Raw genomic sequence first — 15875 nt, forward strand, 5'->3', positions numbered from 1 at the left:
TGGGACCACTGTGCTCACGCCGATCAGATCCGCACCTGTTAAAAAACTGTGTTTTCATCCATACTCTTACCATACACGAGGATCGTCCCGTGTTCGCCTGAGAGGACAAATATCATGATTGCCGCGAAACAGAAAAATGGAATGGCTAAACGAGCCGTGGTAACCGCGTTCATTGCGGCATGCTGTGCTGGAAGCGCGATGGCGGCTGCCGCTTCCCAGACTGACCAATTTTCCGATATTGACTGCGCCAAAGACCAAGAGTCCACGTTGGGTATGAAAGTCTGTGCCGGACGTGAACTCGAAAAAACTGAAAAAGAACTGAAGGCTCAAAAGCAAAAAATGCTGCAAACTGCCGACAAGGACATGCGCAAGTCAATGACGAAGTGGTTCAAGGCCGGTGATGCTTATGCGCAGGCAACCTGTGAAGTGGAAGGACAGCGCTATGCAGGAGGCAGCATGCAAGGGCTGGTGATCGGCGTCTGCCTGAATAACGAATATGGTCGTCAGCTCAAGCAACTGAAAGACCTGGAGAATCGACCCGAGGGAGGTTAATCCGCGCGCGCGAGTCCGCCCAATGGGGCGGTTTTCATTTGTCGGGCTTTGTTTTGCATGTGGCAGAGCGTCGGTGGCGCCTGCAATTTCCAAACAGCCGCTGCCATCAGCTTTTGGAACGCCAGGCGCGTGCAGTCTGATTCAGCCAAAACCCGTCTCTCTACCCTCAATTCGTCTACATTTCACAGGAATTTTGTATGCCTGGTGCCTATTCCCATCTCTGTGTGGTGAACGACGCGCAAAAACGTGCGTCATCTGCCGGCCTCAGGGATGAAACCCTTGCGAGCCTTGGGCTGTATCTGCGTTTCGTCGAGCTCGGAGCGGTAAGCCCCGACTATCCCTACCTCGTACTGGACAAGGGCCAGAAGGCCTGGGCCGATGCGATGCACTACACGCGCAATGCAACGCTGCTTCGCGCAGGCGTCAAGGCAGTCAAGGAGCTCGCGCCGGAGCACCAGGAGCGCGCCACGGCGTGGTTGCTGGGGTTTGCTGCGCACATGACTGCGGATATGACGATTCATCCGACGGTAGAACTCAGAGTCGGCCCCTATATTGGCAATGAATCCGAACACCGGCGCTGCGAAATGCACCAGGACGCACTCATCTTCCCCAGGGTAATGAACGTGGGTGAAACGGGACTGTCAGATCATCTGAAGTCAGGTATCGCCAGATGCCATGCGCCGGAATCTGAAGATGCCATCGACACCGTCGTTGAAGAGGTGTGGCTGAAGATGTTCGAGACAGCGTATGCCGATTCGGCTCTGGATGCGCCTCAGCCCAGCTCATGGCACAAAGGATTTCGCACGGTTCTGTCCGTGATGGCGAAAACAAACCATCTCTTCCCCGTCTCGAGACATGTCAGCACCAAGCTCAATCTTGCGTACCCCAGAGAAGAAGACATTGATCCGAGCTACGTCCTTCAGCTGCCAACCCCAGAAGGGGCGATGGACTACCTCGATATTTACGAAAAAGCTGTTTTGAACGTGCTGGCCGTGTGGAAAGGCCTTGATGACGCATTAATTGACGGACGCTCGGATGCGCTTGATCGTCTGGAAGACTGGAACCTGGACACGGGTCGCAGCGTCCAGACCGGCCGCCTCGTTTTCTGGAAGGAAACGGCATGAAGCTCTCGATGACCTGTCTCTCCTTGGTGGCCGCGGTGCTTGCCAGCGGCTGTGCCCTGCCACCCAACGAGCGGGAGATGAACAGCCTGGGCTCCGCCTTGACCAAACTCTCTGCCGCCGTCGACGCGACGGCGCGGTACAAGCGCTCGGCGGACACGCTGGACGAAGACCAGTTGCTGCGCACATCCACGGCGCACGACCCAGGGCTGCTCAAGCCGTTCGAGCAACAAAAGATTCAAATCCTTCGGGCTGAACGCGACACGGCCGTACTGGTGTGCGATGCAAAGACGGCGCAGCCTTTGCTGGAGGACGCGGGTTGTACGCCGCAACTGGATGCACATCGCTGGCGTGACTCAGCACAAGGAAGCTGCGAGTTTTCGCTGGATTTGAAAAAAATCTGTTCCCGTTGATTGCATTCGCAGGAGAGTGAGATGGCCAAGAACATCGTGATTTTTTCCGACGGAACCGGTCAGGCGGGCGGCCTGAAGCCAGACCAGAACCTGAGCAACATCTATAAGCTGTTCCGCGCCTGCCGGACAGGCTGCGAAAGCCCGATCAATCCCGATGTGCAAATTTCTGCATACGATGCCGGTCTCGGCACAGAGAATGATGAAGGCAAGATTCCGTTCAGGCCCATTCAGAAGTTCAAGAAACTGTGGAGCGGAGCCACCGGAACAGGACTGAGCCATAACATCGTTGACTGCTACGAGTCCATTCTCAAACATTACGAACCAGGCGATCGGATCTTTCTCTTCGGATTCAGCCGTGGGGCCTACACCGCAAGATGCGTGGGCGGTGTGTTGTCCTTGTGCGGTGTACCAACCCAAAATAGAGATGGAGCCCCCCTGCCCCGCTTCGGCAACGCCTTGAGAAAAATCGCCGAAGAGGCCGTACAACAGGTGTACGAACATGGCTCAGGAAGCGACAAGGTCGAACGGAAGGAGGAGCGACTCGAGAAAGCCCGCCGGTTCAGGGCCAAGTATGCGAGCAACAATGAAGAAAATCAGGCCAACGTGGTGCCTTACTTCATTGGAGTTTTCGATACCGTGGCAGCGTTGGGAGCCCCTGGCCCCAGGCGCATTTTAATGATGGGCGGGCTCATCACGTTTGTTGCCTTCATGGTCGCTCTAGCAGCGGGGATCCTGGCTTTGACTCCTTGGTTTGCGTTTTGGCAGACGTTTGCAATCCTCGCAGCCCTGGTGGCCATTGTACAAGCCGTCAGCGGCTTCAAAGCCCATTTCAAATCTATACGTGACTACCCGAGAACGGGAAATTGGAGATTTCATTTCACTGCGTGGCGCTTTCGTTTCTATGATCTTTCGCTCAATCCAAGAGTCAGATATGCACGGCACGCTCTGGCAATTGATGAGACTCGCTCCGACTTCAAACGCGTCCCGTGGGCGAATGTGGGCGAGTGGCCAGACCGCGCCGGTGAACCAGAGTGGCTGCAGCAGGTCTGGTTTGCCGGTAACCATTCCGATATCGGCGGAAGTTATGCTGAAGACGAGTCGCGCCTATCAGATATCGCCTTGGACTGGATGGTGGAGCAGGCCAGAAGCCTGCCTCATCCACTGATCGTTGATTCGGACCGACTGCATCTTTTTCCAGACGGTCGCGGCATGCAACACTGTGAGATTGAGAGCATGCGTGACGCGTACCCGGCGTGGTGGCCGGCCTCAATGCGCTGGACCTGGACGCAGGAGGTTCGCAAAATCCATGAGGATGCAGTTTTGCACCATAGCGTCAGGCACCGCTTTGAAACGCTGGATGGCATCTCGGTGTATGGAAATAAAACACCGTACCGCCCGACCAATTTGTGCACGCATGTGCAGATGAAAAACTTCTATCCGGCCAAAATATCCATCAATGAAAGGCTGTAAATCACGCTCTTTAAGAAATGTGCGTCGCAAACAAGCGTGAGAAGAAAGATGCAAAAATAGCAGCAGCATTGATAACGACCAGGTCCGCCCATGGCGAGCTTTGAACTAGTACATCTCACCATCGCCGACATACTCTGTCCGTACGAGCGGTGATGTATGCGGGTCAAAGTTGCTGCCTGCAGCAGGGCAAGGTGGTCTGTATTGACCCAGCAGTTTCTGCACAGGTCAGGCCGCTAATGCAAACGCCTCAGCGGGTGTCTTCATCTTTAGCGACTGGTGCAGGCGCTGGTGGTTATAAAAGCCAATCCAGTCACCAATGAGCCGACTGGCGTGCTGCAGGCTCTCGAAGCGGTGCCGGTGCACGCATTGCTGCTTGAGCGTTCGGATCACGCGTTCAACCATGCCATTTTGTTGCGGGCAATGCGGCATGATGAATTCTTGGAGCAGCCCGTAGCTTCTGACCAGGGCCTTGTAATGGCGGCTGGTGAACACCAGTCCATCGTCGGAGCGCAGCAGGAATGGCTCGGGCACAGCGCCCAGCGTTCCGAACCGGGCAATGAGGGCCTACTCCAAAGCGCTGGCGGCCGTGGTGGCTCGCCCTGTGTGAGACAGGTGCCAACCCAACAGTTCACGTGTATGACAGTCAATGACCAAGGCCAACGATGCCCAGCCATCTCGCCCTGCCCAGATGCGACACAGATCCGTCGACCAGCGCTCGTTGGGTTCCCTGGCCACCGATGGCAAGGCCTGGATGCGAGGTCGCATGCCAATCGCCCGCTTACGCACCCGCCAGCCCCGGATCTGGAAGATACGCTGCACGGTGTTCTTGTTGAACCCCAGCAGATGCGCCACCGTCCGGTAGCCGAACGAGGGGTTCTCTTCGATCATTGCCTTGATAGGCTGGGCAAACTGCGCCGCCACCTTGGGCTTGGATTTCACCGCTTGGTAGTACACGGTGCGCCGGGGTACTTCAAAACCAGCGACACAGTTGGCTCAGGCTGGCCGCCACTTCATCACTGAGCAAGCCTTGCTGCACGCGAAGGATCATTTCCCTTCCTCGTCCAGCAAGGCTTGCAGCTTTTTTTGAGCCCGCAGCTCCAGCATGGCTTCACCATAGGCCTGCTGCAGTTCCCGCAACTGTCGCTCGTACTGCTCGCGCACATCCTCGGGCTTGGCCCGTAAGGCGTTCTCCATGCCTCGCTTGCCCTCTTCCGTCCAGCCTTCGACGTCGAAGGGCGATAGGTCATATGCACGGCTGGCTTCGGCCACAGTCGTCTTACCTTGAATGATCTCCAGCACCAGCGCGCTCTTACGCTTTGCCGTCCACCGTTTGATCTCGTCTTCTGCCTTCATCTTTCAGGTACTTTTTCCAAGTTTGGACCTGTGCAGGTTTTCACTGGGTCAATACAAATGAACGCAGACAGCATGCGAGTCCATGAGTCTAGGGTTAAGTAGCCACATTGCCAGATAGGAGACGTACTTGATCGTTATCAAGCAGATGTTGCGTTTTGCTTTACGCAACACCAAATGACGAAAATGATGCGTTTCTGTTGCGCTATTTTTGCCTAGCGCTACATAGAACTTTACTCACTTCCATAAAGCAACAGTAATGTTGCGGTTTAAGAGCTTTACATCTATGATCGACAGGCTAACTGCCTTACGTCTGCTCTATGCCCAAGACTGCTTCCCTACCCGATCTGCAAGAACTGGTACGCATCCATTTGCGTGCGACAAGTGCGTGTGAATTAGGTCGGGTGGCTAACCTGCATCGCTCGACTATCTTGCGTTTTTGTGAGACTGGCCGCGCCACTTCCAGAACAGCCAGCAAGCTAAGCACAGTTCTAGCAAGACAGACAGCGGCTCACCTAGAAGGAGTCGGGGTACCCGCTAAGATGTTCGCGCATGAGAAGCCGCAAACTACACATGACTTGCAGACACTCCGGTCTATGCTGCAAGCGCTCATCGCCTTAATTGATGGACAAGGAAGTGCGGTCACTAACATGACATCCAGCACAGATGCTCCCGCGCGTGAGACATCAGGCCATCAAACATACGGAAGGTAAGGCCATGGGAGCAACAAATCTTCGCCCAGATCAGCGCAAATCACTCCAACGAACCCTGGACGTGCTGATGGAAAGCCGACGCAGCAGTCGACCTGCTATAGAGTCGGTCGAGCAAAGATCGCTTTTAGACCAGCTCGAACCAGCTCAGGCTAATTTTTCTCTGCCACCTCAAATCGCCGACTTAGTGTTTCAAATGCCTGTTCGAAGGCGGTTATCTGACTTGGTTCTCGCTACTGAAACCCTAGATGAAATTCAAGAGTTACTCTATGAGTACTCCCAGGTAGGTAAGCTACGGAATCATTCTCTAGATCCAAGGCATACAGTTCTTCTCGTCGGGCCGCCAGGTAACGGAAAAACAAGCCTCGTAGAGGTTCTTGCAAGTGAGCTCTCGCTACCACTGCTTGCAGTTCGTTATGACGCGATCGTTGACAGCTACCTGGGAGAGACATCTACCCGGATTAGGATGCTCATAGATTTCGCCACACGCACGCCTTGTGTTCTCTTTTTCGACGAGTTTGATGCGATTGGAAAAGAGCGAAGCGACAATCAGGAGACAGGGGAGATCAAGCGCGTTGTAAGTTCATTGCTCATGCAAATGGACCGTCTTCCGAGTCATGCGATCATTGCTTGTGCAACCAACCATCCGGAGATGCTGGATCGAGCGGTGTGGCGCCGGTTTCAGGTACGGCTGGAAGTTTTTGCGCCTGGAAGGCAAGAGCTGAAAACGTGGTACGAAAAGTTCATGGACTCATTGGGAAACAGGTCCGCTTTATCGTTTGAGAAATTTGCAAGAGCAATGTCCGGTAGGAGCATGGCTGAAATTGAGCAATTTATGCTTGATGTGAAAAGAAAGCTGGTGCTTTTTGGAGATAGACTGGATGCTTTACAGGCAGTTGAGCAAGTCTTAAAAAGGATGCGGAACCAGCCTGGCATAACTGTGCCCGATGAGGAGACAAATGCGCGACTATCCAGTGGTTCGAGTCAGCCGCGAGCCCGCAAAACTAGAAAGATTGCCGGCAAAGCGCCGCCCGATCTTCCCTAAAAAACTACCATATTCGGTACAGTTAGAACGTCTTGGAAGAACTTTTGAAGCGGCGACGCAGTCGTTAGTCGACTTCACTCAAAATGCAAAAATTGCGGCTGACCCGCGTGCAGTCATCCCTGAGCGTGCCTTAGTTTTAGAAATCATCGGTCCTGTTGACAAGTTTGACCAAGCGGTGCAAGCGCTTGGTCTAGAGTGGCTCGGTAGCATGTATCCCAACTCATCCGAAACTGTAAATGAGCAGGATGAAGATGACGAATCTGATTCGGAAGACGAGTCAGTTCCTAGCGCAAAACTTTTTTATTTGACAATGCCTAGTGAGAAAGGTTTGCGCACCCTTCTCGCTGCATGGAATCGTTTTACCTCCAACAAAGCCGCCTCTACATCAGAAGAAACACGCTTGTGGAATATTTTCGGATATTTGTCAGATTTTCGAACGTGGTCTGTTAAAGATAGGATAGACCCCTCGCTGGCAAAGTACGTAGTTTCACTCCTTCAATCTAGGCCAGATGAAATGGTGACGGTCGAAGTTGATCTTTGGTACCGAAGCGAGCGGGAACGTCGAGATCAGGCGCTAGGTAAGCTTCGCGCTCTGGCAAATGAGTTCGATGGAGATTTCGCAGACTTTATCGAAATCCCGGAAATTCACTATCAGGGTGTTCTATTGAGAATCCCCGGCAGTGTTGCACTGCAAATGATTAATGGGGAAGGTGGATTAGCTAGGCTGGATGACATCATGAGAGTCCGGCCGCAAAGCGCATTTGACGGTGCTGAAATGGGAGCACTTTTGAATGCTCCTAGTCTTACTAAAACCTCCTTACCGAATACCAATACACAATGTTTTGCTGCGATTCTTGACGGATATCCTGTTACACAACATGAAGCGTTAAAGGATCGCATAGTTGTTCATGAAGTCGATGTAACCGCAGCTCAGGTACCAGTTGCTGAGCGTAGACATGGTACGGCAATGGCATCGCTCATTGTGCATGGAGATCTCTCGACCTCCTCAGAACCTTTGGATTCGCGGGTTGCTATTATCCCAGTGCTAACAGGGGGAGCACAAAATGAAGGCATGCCACGGGGTTTACTGGCCATAGGTGTTATTTACCGAGCGCTGAAATCATTAGTCAACGAGCGAGGTCAGAACACATCTCCTTTGTCGAGAGTGGTTATAGTTAACCATTCAATATGTGATACATATGCGCCCTTCGTTCGCATGAGCTCACCCTGGGCCAGTTTAATAGACTATTACAGCCATCACCACCAAATGTTATTTGTGGTCAGTGCTGGAAATATCAAAGCGCCGATACCGGTGATCGGCGTCGGAAATCCGCAAGAATTGCTGGACATGAGCCCTCAGGATCGAGATGCTTTACTTATCAATAGTTTTCGCGAATCTAGTGGTACTCGTGGACTTCTATGTCCTGCAGAAACCATAAACAGCTTGAGTGTTGGAGCACTTCATAATGATGGAGGTGGGTTAGGGCCCATCACCGAAATTGATCCATTTCAAGGTCTAGAGATGATCTCTTTAGGGTCAGCATTAGGTTTGGGGCTTAATCGTAGCGTTAAGCCGGAACTTACCGCTAATGGAGGAAGAGCAGCTTTGGGAGTCTCCGTTGATTCATTGGGAAAAGTGCAGGTGCATTCTAGTCCTTCGAAGAGCATGGGACACCGAGTTGCCCGTCCCGGGTTAGCTGGTGAGTCTGATCGCTACGGATTGTCAATGGGTACTAGCGATGCAGCTGCGCTTACAACTCGTTCGGCCGTTCAGATTGCATCAATTTTAGAGAACGTTTTTCAGAAAGATAATGAACGCTGGAGCGAGCGTCCCACGAGAGCAGCAATTCTTAAGGCAATGCTGGTTCATAGCGCTCGGTGGGGTCGTGTGGGAAAAATGTTTTTTGATCTTATTAAAGATCCAAATGATCATCATCGTCGTGCATCGGAGAAAAACCAAACCACGCGCTTTGTTGGTTTTGGAAAACCCGACCCTGATTTTGTTATGAATGGCGATCAAAATCGTATTACATTAATTGCAGATGATCTTATCAAAGGCAATGAACGCCATATATATAAGTTACCGATTCCTAAACATATGCTCCGCACAAGGGATCTTCGGTCAATAACTTTTACGCTTGCATGGACGACCCCAATTCTTGTGTCGTCAGTAGACTATCGTGCAATAACACTCAAACTTGTTGATGCACGTGGCGAACAAAAATTCTGGAAGGGCGTCAAACGTGGTTTTGTCCAAGATCAACCCGTACAAACCACAATGGAACGAGGTACAGTCGCGCACCTTCAATTAACCGGGAAGACTCTGTGGCAATATGGTAGAGCATCAGATGCTCAATTGGAAATTGCTGTTCAAGCCATATGCAAGCACGAATCAAATAAAAATGTTTCGGCGCCTTATGCACTAGCGATAACTATGGAAGTAGCGCAATCAATCAACACATCCGTATATGCAGAGATCCGTGATCACGTTCAAGCTCGACAACAACAGCGAACGAGAAACTCAGCCAGGAGAAACTGAAATGTTTGAATTTACCAAGGCAAAGTCTTTGGGAGCATTACCTACTCAAGCCGTAGGAGATTACTTGCTCTCAATTGACGACATCAATGGATCCAGGCAGTTTATGGATGGAGATGTTTCTGCCCAGGGAATTTTTGGATATAATCAGGCATATTTGCCTTGCGGCATGCTTGTTGGATTTATAGAACCAGTTACCAGCCCGCAGAAAACGCTTGAAATTGTTTCCGCATCAGAAATCAGTGCAGATCTTAGGCTACAAGGAAGTAGAATAAAGCTCACGCTAGACCGGTTTTATGTTGAATCGTACCCAGGAACTGGAGAGCACACAATTTTATGTGAATTCAACGGGAAAAATCAGGTACTTCCGGAGAATGAAGAGCTAAAATTTGCAACGAAATTTTCAGCAAATGATAAATCTGCAGCGGCAGTGATGAATGCACCCATTTTCTTAGGATTGACTGTTGCCAATGATGGGATTTCTTTTGAAGGCCGCACGATAAACATCGAAAGCAAAGGTAGCGAAGCCATACTTGCAGCACTTGAAACTCCAGTTTTCAAAGCAGGCCTTTCCTTAATAAGTACTGCGCAGCCCGCCTTAAAGCAACTTGTTAGCTTGGCTGCCGCCTCAATTAAAAATATTGAAAGCTCCAAGAAAAATAAGCAAGTGCATCATTTCAATCTAGGACTTGATTTTAGCGATCGAGTAACTTCAGCCAGACTGCGCTTGGGAACTTATATTATTATTCAAACTGATTCAGCTTCGTGGGATTGGACTCAATTTGAATGGCAGCGTGATGCCATGCTTCTCCGCGATGTAAGGAAAACTCATGCTGAATCCATAGGGTTCAACTACCTAGCCATCGGTGTAAGTAATTTCGAGAGCTAAATTTAGTACGAAGCCTTAGAAGAATCCAAGGTAGACCCATGGCTGGCGCACGTCCACTACCCGCCCGACCACCATCAGACGGCGTTCTGTACGCATGACCACCCCCTCGGCGTGGACAAGCTGGGCCTGATCTTGATGGATGGCCAGCGGCCCCAGCGCAATGTGAACAACGACGAACGTGATGGGATTTCGGACGCAACCTTCCCTGCCTCCAAGCAGCCGCCAAGCTGCTGGCGCATACGCCGCAGAGGCTGCACAGTCACTGACCTGCCCGCTTCTGGCCCTATCAACGTAAAGTTAGCGAAGTCCATCAACCAGGAGAATGATGGATAGGCAAAAGAGCAGATTCACTGAAGAGCAGAGCATTGGCTTCCTCAAGCAAGCGGAGGCCGGGATGCCCATCAAGGAGCTGTGCTGCCAAGGCGGTTTCAGCGATGCAACGTTCTACAAGTGGCGGGCCAAGTTCGGCGGCATGCAGGCCACGGATGCCAAGAGGCTGCGGGAGCTTGAATCCGAGAACTCCAAGCTCAAACGCTTGCTGGCCGAGGCCCAGACCGCTGCTGTTGAGACTGAACTCACACTATTGAACCAGAGCGGAAGTTCGAAAGGCTGGGTGTTGTTGACGTAATGCGGCCGTTGAAAAGCCATATTGGCAAAGCCATAACTGGCTAGCGTATGCTTACTTCAGCTACTCACTTTCCACCAGTGATTGCGGTACTAACTCTGATGGTGCACTCGTCGCATCCAATCGCCCTGCGGCGCCGCCGAGTAGCTCTCGCTCTTCTTGCGGCGCGCATAGTGAACAAGTGCCCCGTTTGCCGTAACCGAGAAGACGTCGCGATTGAATCCGTCGTCGTCAGCTTGACCATCATCAATCGACTTGCTCAGGAGGCCGAGCTTGACTAAATCGCGGATCCACTTGGAGAAGGTCGTTTGCTCGAAGGCAACGGTGCTGTTGCTGTTGAAAGAGTTGTAATCACCGACACCGAAGGTGCCGTTGAATTGACGGCTCATAGCGATGTCCAAAACCGCCCACGCCTTTTCTGAAATGCGGCTTTGGAGTGCTTGATATTTATCGTACGTAGCTTTGTGAAGCCACTTCTCGAACCTAGCACGCTTCTCCCTGGAACTCAGAGGCTGGCGCGTGTTGCCACAGTATTCGCAGAACGCGTCAGCAAGACTCAGCAAGTCACGCAAGTTCGAGTTGACGAGTAAGTACAAGTCCTTGAGATCGTCAATCTCGATCGGGAGGTCAGTCTCCGCCTTTTCAGGATTCGTTGAAAACTCTGTAAGACGAGCTTTGATGAGTTCTGTCAGCGAAGAAGAGTGAATGTTCGAAACTTCGAGCGGCGCACTGAGGAAGGCCGTCAACCGGGGCGACGATGCGAGGCTGTGAATCACCCCATTAGCGCCGCAGAATACCCAGCGCAAGCCGTTGACATTGAATAATTTGTCGCGAAGCGCCTCAAGCATGCGACGTGCGGCCGCTCCCGTTTCGAGCAGCTCGACGTTGTCGATGATGCAGACGACACCGCCATTGCCTTGAACGGCAAAGATTTCGTCGAGCCACCGGCGTACGAGCGTTTCGAAACCGCTCTGAGAAAATCCAGCCGACTGATTGACTTGGGACGATTCCGACAAGCCGCCAGACGCCGACACACTCGCCAAACCGGCAAGTCCAACAGAGAGTCCTCCGCCGGCCTGCCCGTTCAAATGCTGAACGACGGGCGAGTTGAGCCAAGCGTCCAACTGCGGCAGGGACAGTCCTTCGGGAAGGTCGAAGTGGGACAGGTTCGATGCGAACTTAAGCAACGTCTGCGCCACGCCCTGAAAGACTTCCTGGCAGAACTGATCAACGTTTCCATCCTTCTTGAGCTGGTAAGAGGTCAGTGAGGGAATGAGGAGCTGGGGCGTCTCGCCAGCAAGATAGGCCGTGAAGCACTTGTACGCGGCGACGTTCACCAGGCTTGTCTTGCCGACGCCAACATGGCCGTCCAAGCAGGTAATTTTTCCGTGCTTATGAAGTCGCTGCGCAACGGTCTGAATGTCTTCGTCTCGCCCTACCATCAATCGCTCGCCCTGAGCGTCTGGGCGAAGTGCAAAGACGCCAAACGGGTTCTCGACAAACCCGATAGCGGCATAGATATCTAGAAACTTCACCATTCCCTCTCCCCTTAGACGTGATTCGCCGCTGAAACACACTTGAAAGCTTACTCACGGGTTGCGCAGGGGAAGTTGTCAAAACCCGACCATACGGCATAGCGTCACTTTAGCGGCGATGGGTCACCCGAAAGCGACTTCTGGTCACATAGGTCCGCTCCTTGCCGATTGTGCCTCATGGGCGCAGCTGCTACTGGCTGATTGCAGCCGCTGAAGGCATTTTGCCAGATGATTCCCCGGAAAAATGCGTAGCTCAGCGACTTGAGCTGCGCTCAAATAAGTAACGATAAGGTCCCCTCATCGTCACTTTAAGATTTCCCACCTCATAGGAACAATGACAAAAAATGTCATTTCATTACAAAACCTGATAGATAGAAATCAGTTCACCAGGCGCTCGGCGCGCGCATTGCGCGCTTCAAACAGGCACGACGACAGATCACGCACGATACGTGACTTAGGCAGGTCGGGCCGAAAGATCAGCAGGGTACGGAAATGCACGGCGGCCGAGAACGGCCGGAAAACCACGCCGCGCGCGGCGTAGCCGTCAGCCGCATACGGGTTCACCAAGCCCACGCCCAGCCCTTCCATCGCCAGCGCGCAGACCGTGGACGAGTTGGGCGTCTCGGCGATCACCCGGGGCCGCACATTGCTGGCCTGAAAGACTTTCTCCAGCTTGTGGCGCACCGTGTCTTCGGGCGACAGGGCAATGAACGGTTCGTCGGCCAGGTCTTCGGGCGTGATCACCTGACGCTCGCAAAGCCTGTGGCCCACGGGCATGGCGCACACGGCCTTGGGCGTGGCGAACAGCTGGTGCTCCAGGCCCGACACATCGATCTCGTCCGCCGCCAGCCCCACGTCGAAGCGGCTGCCCATCACCAGCTCGCGCACCGTCGACGACGCCCCGACCTGCAGGGTCACGGCGATCGATGGATGCTGGGCGCGAAACAGCCGCAGCGCATGCGGCACCAGCGTCGAGCCCATGGCCGCGAGGCTGGCCATGCGGATGTCTCCCGTGCCGAAGTCGCGGATGCGCGCGGCGCTCACGCGCAGCCGGTCCAAACCCTGGAAGGTGTGCTCGACATCGCGAAAGAACAACTGCCCTTCGGCCGTGGGCACGAGGCGGCCACGGATGCGATCGAAAAGCTGAAAGCCCGTGGTTTTCTCCAGCTCCAGGATGCTGCGACTGATCGCCGGCTGGGTGATCTGCAGCAAGTCCGCAGCGCGTGAGGCCGAGCCCGTGATCATCACCGCCCGGAAAGACTCGACTTGGCGAAAATTCATAACCAGCCTATAAGTTTTGAACATGGATGACCGCAGTTCGGTCATTGATTGTAATTGGTGGCCATTTTAGAGTCTCTACTTGGCTTCCAGATAAACGCCTGCCGTTGATCTGGCTTCGTATGGCACAGCAATAGGCATTGGTGCAATCAAATGAACTACTCTCTCAATCGTCGAAATGCGTTGGTTGGTATGGGCGGCGCGGCCATGGGCGCACTCGCGCCTTTTGGTAAATCATGGGCAGATTCCATTTACCCTGGCCGGCCCATCAAGTTGATCGTGCCCTGGTCGGCAGGCGGCAGCACCGACGTGCTGGCCCGGGCGGTGGGCCAGAACCTGACCGATGTGCTGGGCAAGCCCGTGGTGGTCGACAACCGCCCCGGGGCATCGGGCCGATTGGGAATTGACGCCATGGCCAAGTCGCCGGCGGATGGCTACACCGCGGCCGTGATCGAGCTGGCCCACGCCATCGCACCGTCGGTGTTCCAGCGCGTGTCGTACGACATCATGAACGACACCGCCGCGATTTCGCTGCTGGGCGACTCCCCGCTGGTGCTGTTTGTGGGCGCGCAGAAATACAAGTCGGGGCAGTTCTCCAGCTTCCTGGCCGATGCGCGTAGGGCCGCGGACCCGTTCACCATCGCCACCAGCGGCAACGGCAGCATCAGCCACCTCGCGGCCGGTCTGATCGCCAAGGAAACCAGGGTTCCTCTGGACCTGATTCCGTACAAGGGTTCGGCACCCGCCCTCACCGATGTGGCGGCCGGCATCGTGCTGGGCCACTTCTGCACGCTGGCCAGTGCCAGCAGCCTGCTGGCCGCGGGCAAGATCGTGCCGCTGATGGTCACAGGCAGCCGCCGCATTCCCCAACTGCCCAATACGCCTTGTGCCAACGAGCTGCGCCTGGCCAGCATGGACTTCGGCCAGTGGTGGGCGCTGGTTGTGCCCGCGAGAACGCCTGCGCCCATCGTCGATACGCTGTACAAGGCCACGGCCGCATCGCTGGCCGACAAGCGCGTGCAAGCCCGTATCTCCAGCCTGGCGATCAACCTGCAAAGCAAGGCACCCGACGACACCATGGCCTTTGTGCGCGCCGAAGCCACGAAGTGGGCCAAGGTGGTCGCCGACCTTGGCATCAAGCCTGAATAAAGCCCCGACAGGAATCCAGATGACAGAGAAAGCGCCCATCGTGGGCCCCCGAATGAACGATTTTCGCAGCCTCTCGCCCGCCGTCTGGCGGGCCTCCACCGTGCTTTTCGACAACATTGCCGACTTCACATCGCGCAAGGAGCGCGTGTACGACGGCTACACCTATGGCGTGACCGGAACCCCGACGACGCGCGCGCTGGAAGAGCGCATCGCCCAGCTGGAAGGCGCGCGCTTTTGCGTGACCGCGCCGTCCGGCCAGGCCGCGCTGTGCCAGGTCGGTCTGGCGCTGTTGAGCGCTGGCGACCATGTGTTGATCGCCGATTCCGCCTATGGACCGCTGCGCACTTTCGCGCAGGATTATTTGCAGCGCTTCGGCGTGCAGTGCGAGACCTACGACCCGTGCGCGGGCGCGGAGATTGCGCAGTTGATCCAGCCCCACACCAAACTCATCTTCATGGAGTCGCCTGGCTCGCTGACGATGGAGATGCAGGACATTCCAGCCATCGTGCAGGCCGCCAAGGCCGCCGGCGTGCTGACCGTGCTCGACAACAGCTGGGCATCGCCGCTGGGTTTCCAAGGCGTGGTGGCCGGCGTCGACATCGTGGTCGAAGCCGCGTCGAAATGGTTCGGCGGACACTCCGACTTGCTGCTGGGCAGCATTGCAACCGATAGCCGTGCGCTCTATGAGAAGTTCCGCACGGCGCAAAGCGTACTAGGCCAGGCTGTGAGCCCGGATGATTGCTTTCTCGCGCTGCGCGGTTTGGATACCTTTGCGCTGCGCTACACCCACCAGTGCGCCTCGGCCTTGGCCGTCGCCGAGCTGCTCGCCTGCCATGCATCGGTGACCAGCGTACTGTTCCCGCCGCACCCCGGCGACCACGGCCACGCGCGCTGGGCGGCCTCGTTCCAGGGCGGGGGCAGCGTGCTGTCCTTCGTGCCGGCGTTCCAGTCTGGCGCGCAGATGCATCGCTTCTTCGAAGCGCTGCAGGTGTTCCAGATTGGCGCCAGCTGGGGCGGCGTGCATAGCCTTGCAGCTTACTACCCGGGCACCGAGCAGGCGAAGAGAAAGCATTGCCAGGTCATTGGCGGCATTGTGCGCCTGGCTATCGGCTTGGAGCCAGTGGAGAAACTCGCACTGGATCTTAAGCAGGCGTTGCAAAACGCCATCCTGCGGACAGACTAGTCCGGTGGGCCTGCAGCGC

14 protein-coding genes and 1 pseudogene are annotated in these 15875 nt (G+C 54.6%); 10 read left to right on the forward strand and 5 right to left on the reverse strand.

Features of this window, described 5'->3' with window-relative positions; genetic code table 11:
* Positions 1–114: 114 nt before the first annotated feature.
* The 4 genes from KHY18_RS02105 (at position 115) to KHY18_RS02120 (ending at position 3556) form a co-directional block, all read left to right on the forward strand.
* Positions 115–552, forward strand: a complete 438-nt coding sequence (locus tag KHY18_RS02105) for a lysozyme inhibitor LprI family protein (RefSeq protein WP_213293788.1) — start codon at positions 115–117, stop codon at positions 550–552.
* A gap of 197 nt (positions 553–749) precedes the next feature.
* A complete protein-coding gene (locus KHY18_RS02110) occupies positions 750–1676 on the forward strand; it encodes a zinc dependent phospholipase C family protein (protein WP_213293791.1) in 927 nt (308 codons plus the stop codon).
* Complete coding sequence (locus KHY18_RS02115) at positions 1673–2086, forward strand: hypothetical protein (protein ID WP_213293793.1); 414 nt, start codon at positions 1673–1675, stop codon at positions 2084–2086. Before KHY18_RS02110 ends, KHY18_RS02115 begins: the two co-directional genes overlap by 4 nt.
* Before the next feature lie 21 nt (positions 2087–2107).
* On the forward strand, positions 2108–3556 hold the full coding sequence (locus tag KHY18_RS02120) for a T6SS phospholipase effector Tle1-like catalytic domain-containing protein (RefSeq protein ID WP_213293796.1): 1449 nt from the start codon (positions 2108–2110) through the stop codon (positions 3554–3556).
* 225 nt (positions 3557–3781) lie between these two features.
* On the opposite strand, the gene KHY18_RS26930 is transcribed toward KHY18_RS02120, so the two are convergent.
* The 3 genes from KHY18_RS26930 to KHY18_RS02130 all read right to left on the reverse strand — a co-directional run bounded on the left by KHY18_RS26930 (position 3782) and on the right by KHY18_RS02130 (position 4909).
* Positions 3782–4087, reverse strand: a complete 306-nt coding sequence (locus tag KHY18_RS26930; RefSeq protein ID WP_349630232.1) for an integrase core domain-containing protein — start codon at positions 4085–4087, stop codon at positions 3782–3784.
* 33 nt (positions 4088–4120) lie between these two features.
* The gene (locus KHY18_RS27335; protein WP_349630233.1) at positions 4121–4510 is read right to left on the reverse strand and encodes a DDE-type integrase/transposase/recombinase; all 390 of its coding nucleotides are present in this window, start codon (positions 4508–4510) and stop codon (positions 4121–4123) included.
* A gap of 90 nt (positions 4511–4600) precedes the next feature.
* A complete protein-coding gene (locus KHY18_RS02130; protein ID WP_213293798.1) occupies positions 4601–4909 on the reverse strand; it encodes a DUF1153 domain-containing protein in 309 nt (102 codons plus the stop codon).
* A 714-nt stretch (positions 4910–5623) separates the two neighbouring features.
* Between KHY18_RS02130 and KHY18_RS02135 the strand changes: the two genes are divergently transcribed.
* From KHY18_RS02135 to KHY18_RS02150, 4 genes and pseudogenes are all read left to right on the forward strand, one after another.
* Complete coding sequence (locus tag KHY18_RS02135) at positions 5624–6661, forward strand: AAA family ATPase (protein WP_249728848.1); 1038 nt, start codon at positions 5624–5626, stop codon at positions 6659–6661.
* Positions 6576–9200 (forward strand): S8 family peptidase, encoded by a 2625-nt coding sequence (locus KHY18_RS02140; RefSeq protein ID WP_213293800.1) that lies wholly within the window; start codon positions 6576–6578, stop codon positions 9198–9200. The genes KHY18_RS02135 and KHY18_RS02140 overlap by 86 nt, the downstream gene beginning before the upstream one ends.
* Before the next feature lies 1 nt (position 9201).
* Positions 9202–10086, forward strand: a complete 885-nt coding sequence (locus tag KHY18_RS02145) for a hypothetical protein (protein ID WP_213293802.1) — start codon at positions 9202–9204, stop codon at positions 10084–10086.
* A gap of 325 nt (positions 10087–10411) precedes the next feature.
* Positions 10412–10636: pseudogene (locus tag KHY18_RS02150) on the forward strand (transposase); the annotation flags it as partial.
* A 167-nt stretch (positions 10637–10803) separates the two neighbouring features.
* Here the strand turns inward: KHY18_RS02150 and KHY18_RS02155 are convergent.
* The gene (locus KHY18_RS02155; protein ID WP_213293804.1) at positions 10804–12249 is read right to left on the reverse strand and encodes a hypothetical protein; all 1446 of its coding nucleotides are present in this window, start codon (positions 12247–12249) and stop codon (positions 10804–10806) included.
* A 375-nt stretch (positions 12250–12624) separates the two neighbouring features.
* On the reverse strand, positions 12625–13527 hold the full coding sequence (locus KHY18_RS02160; protein WP_213293806.1) for a LysR substrate-binding domain-containing protein: 903 nt from the start codon (positions 13525–13527) through the stop codon (positions 12625–12627).
* A 276-nt stretch (positions 13528–13803) separates the two neighbouring features.
* Between KHY18_RS02160 and KHY18_RS02165 the strand changes: the two genes are divergently transcribed.
* Positions 13804–14673 (forward strand): tripartite tricarboxylate transporter substrate-binding protein, encoded by an 870-nt coding sequence (locus tag KHY18_RS02165; protein WP_349630234.1) that lies wholly within the window; start codon positions 13804–13806, stop codon positions 14671–14673.
* A 19-nt stretch (positions 14674–14692) separates the two neighbouring features.
* Positions 14693–15856 (forward strand): trans-sulfuration enzyme family protein, encoded by a 1164-nt coding sequence (locus KHY18_RS02170; RefSeq protein ID WP_249728849.1) that lies wholly within the window; start codon positions 14693–14695, stop codon positions 15854–15856.
* Positions 15857–15875: the final 19 nt, after the last annotated feature.

The sequence above is a fragment of the Acidovorax sp. CCYZU-2555 genome, from assembly GCF_018413525.1.
Lineage (GTDB): Bacteria > Pseudomonadota > Gammaproteobacteria > Burkholderiales > Burkholderiaceae_C > Comamonas.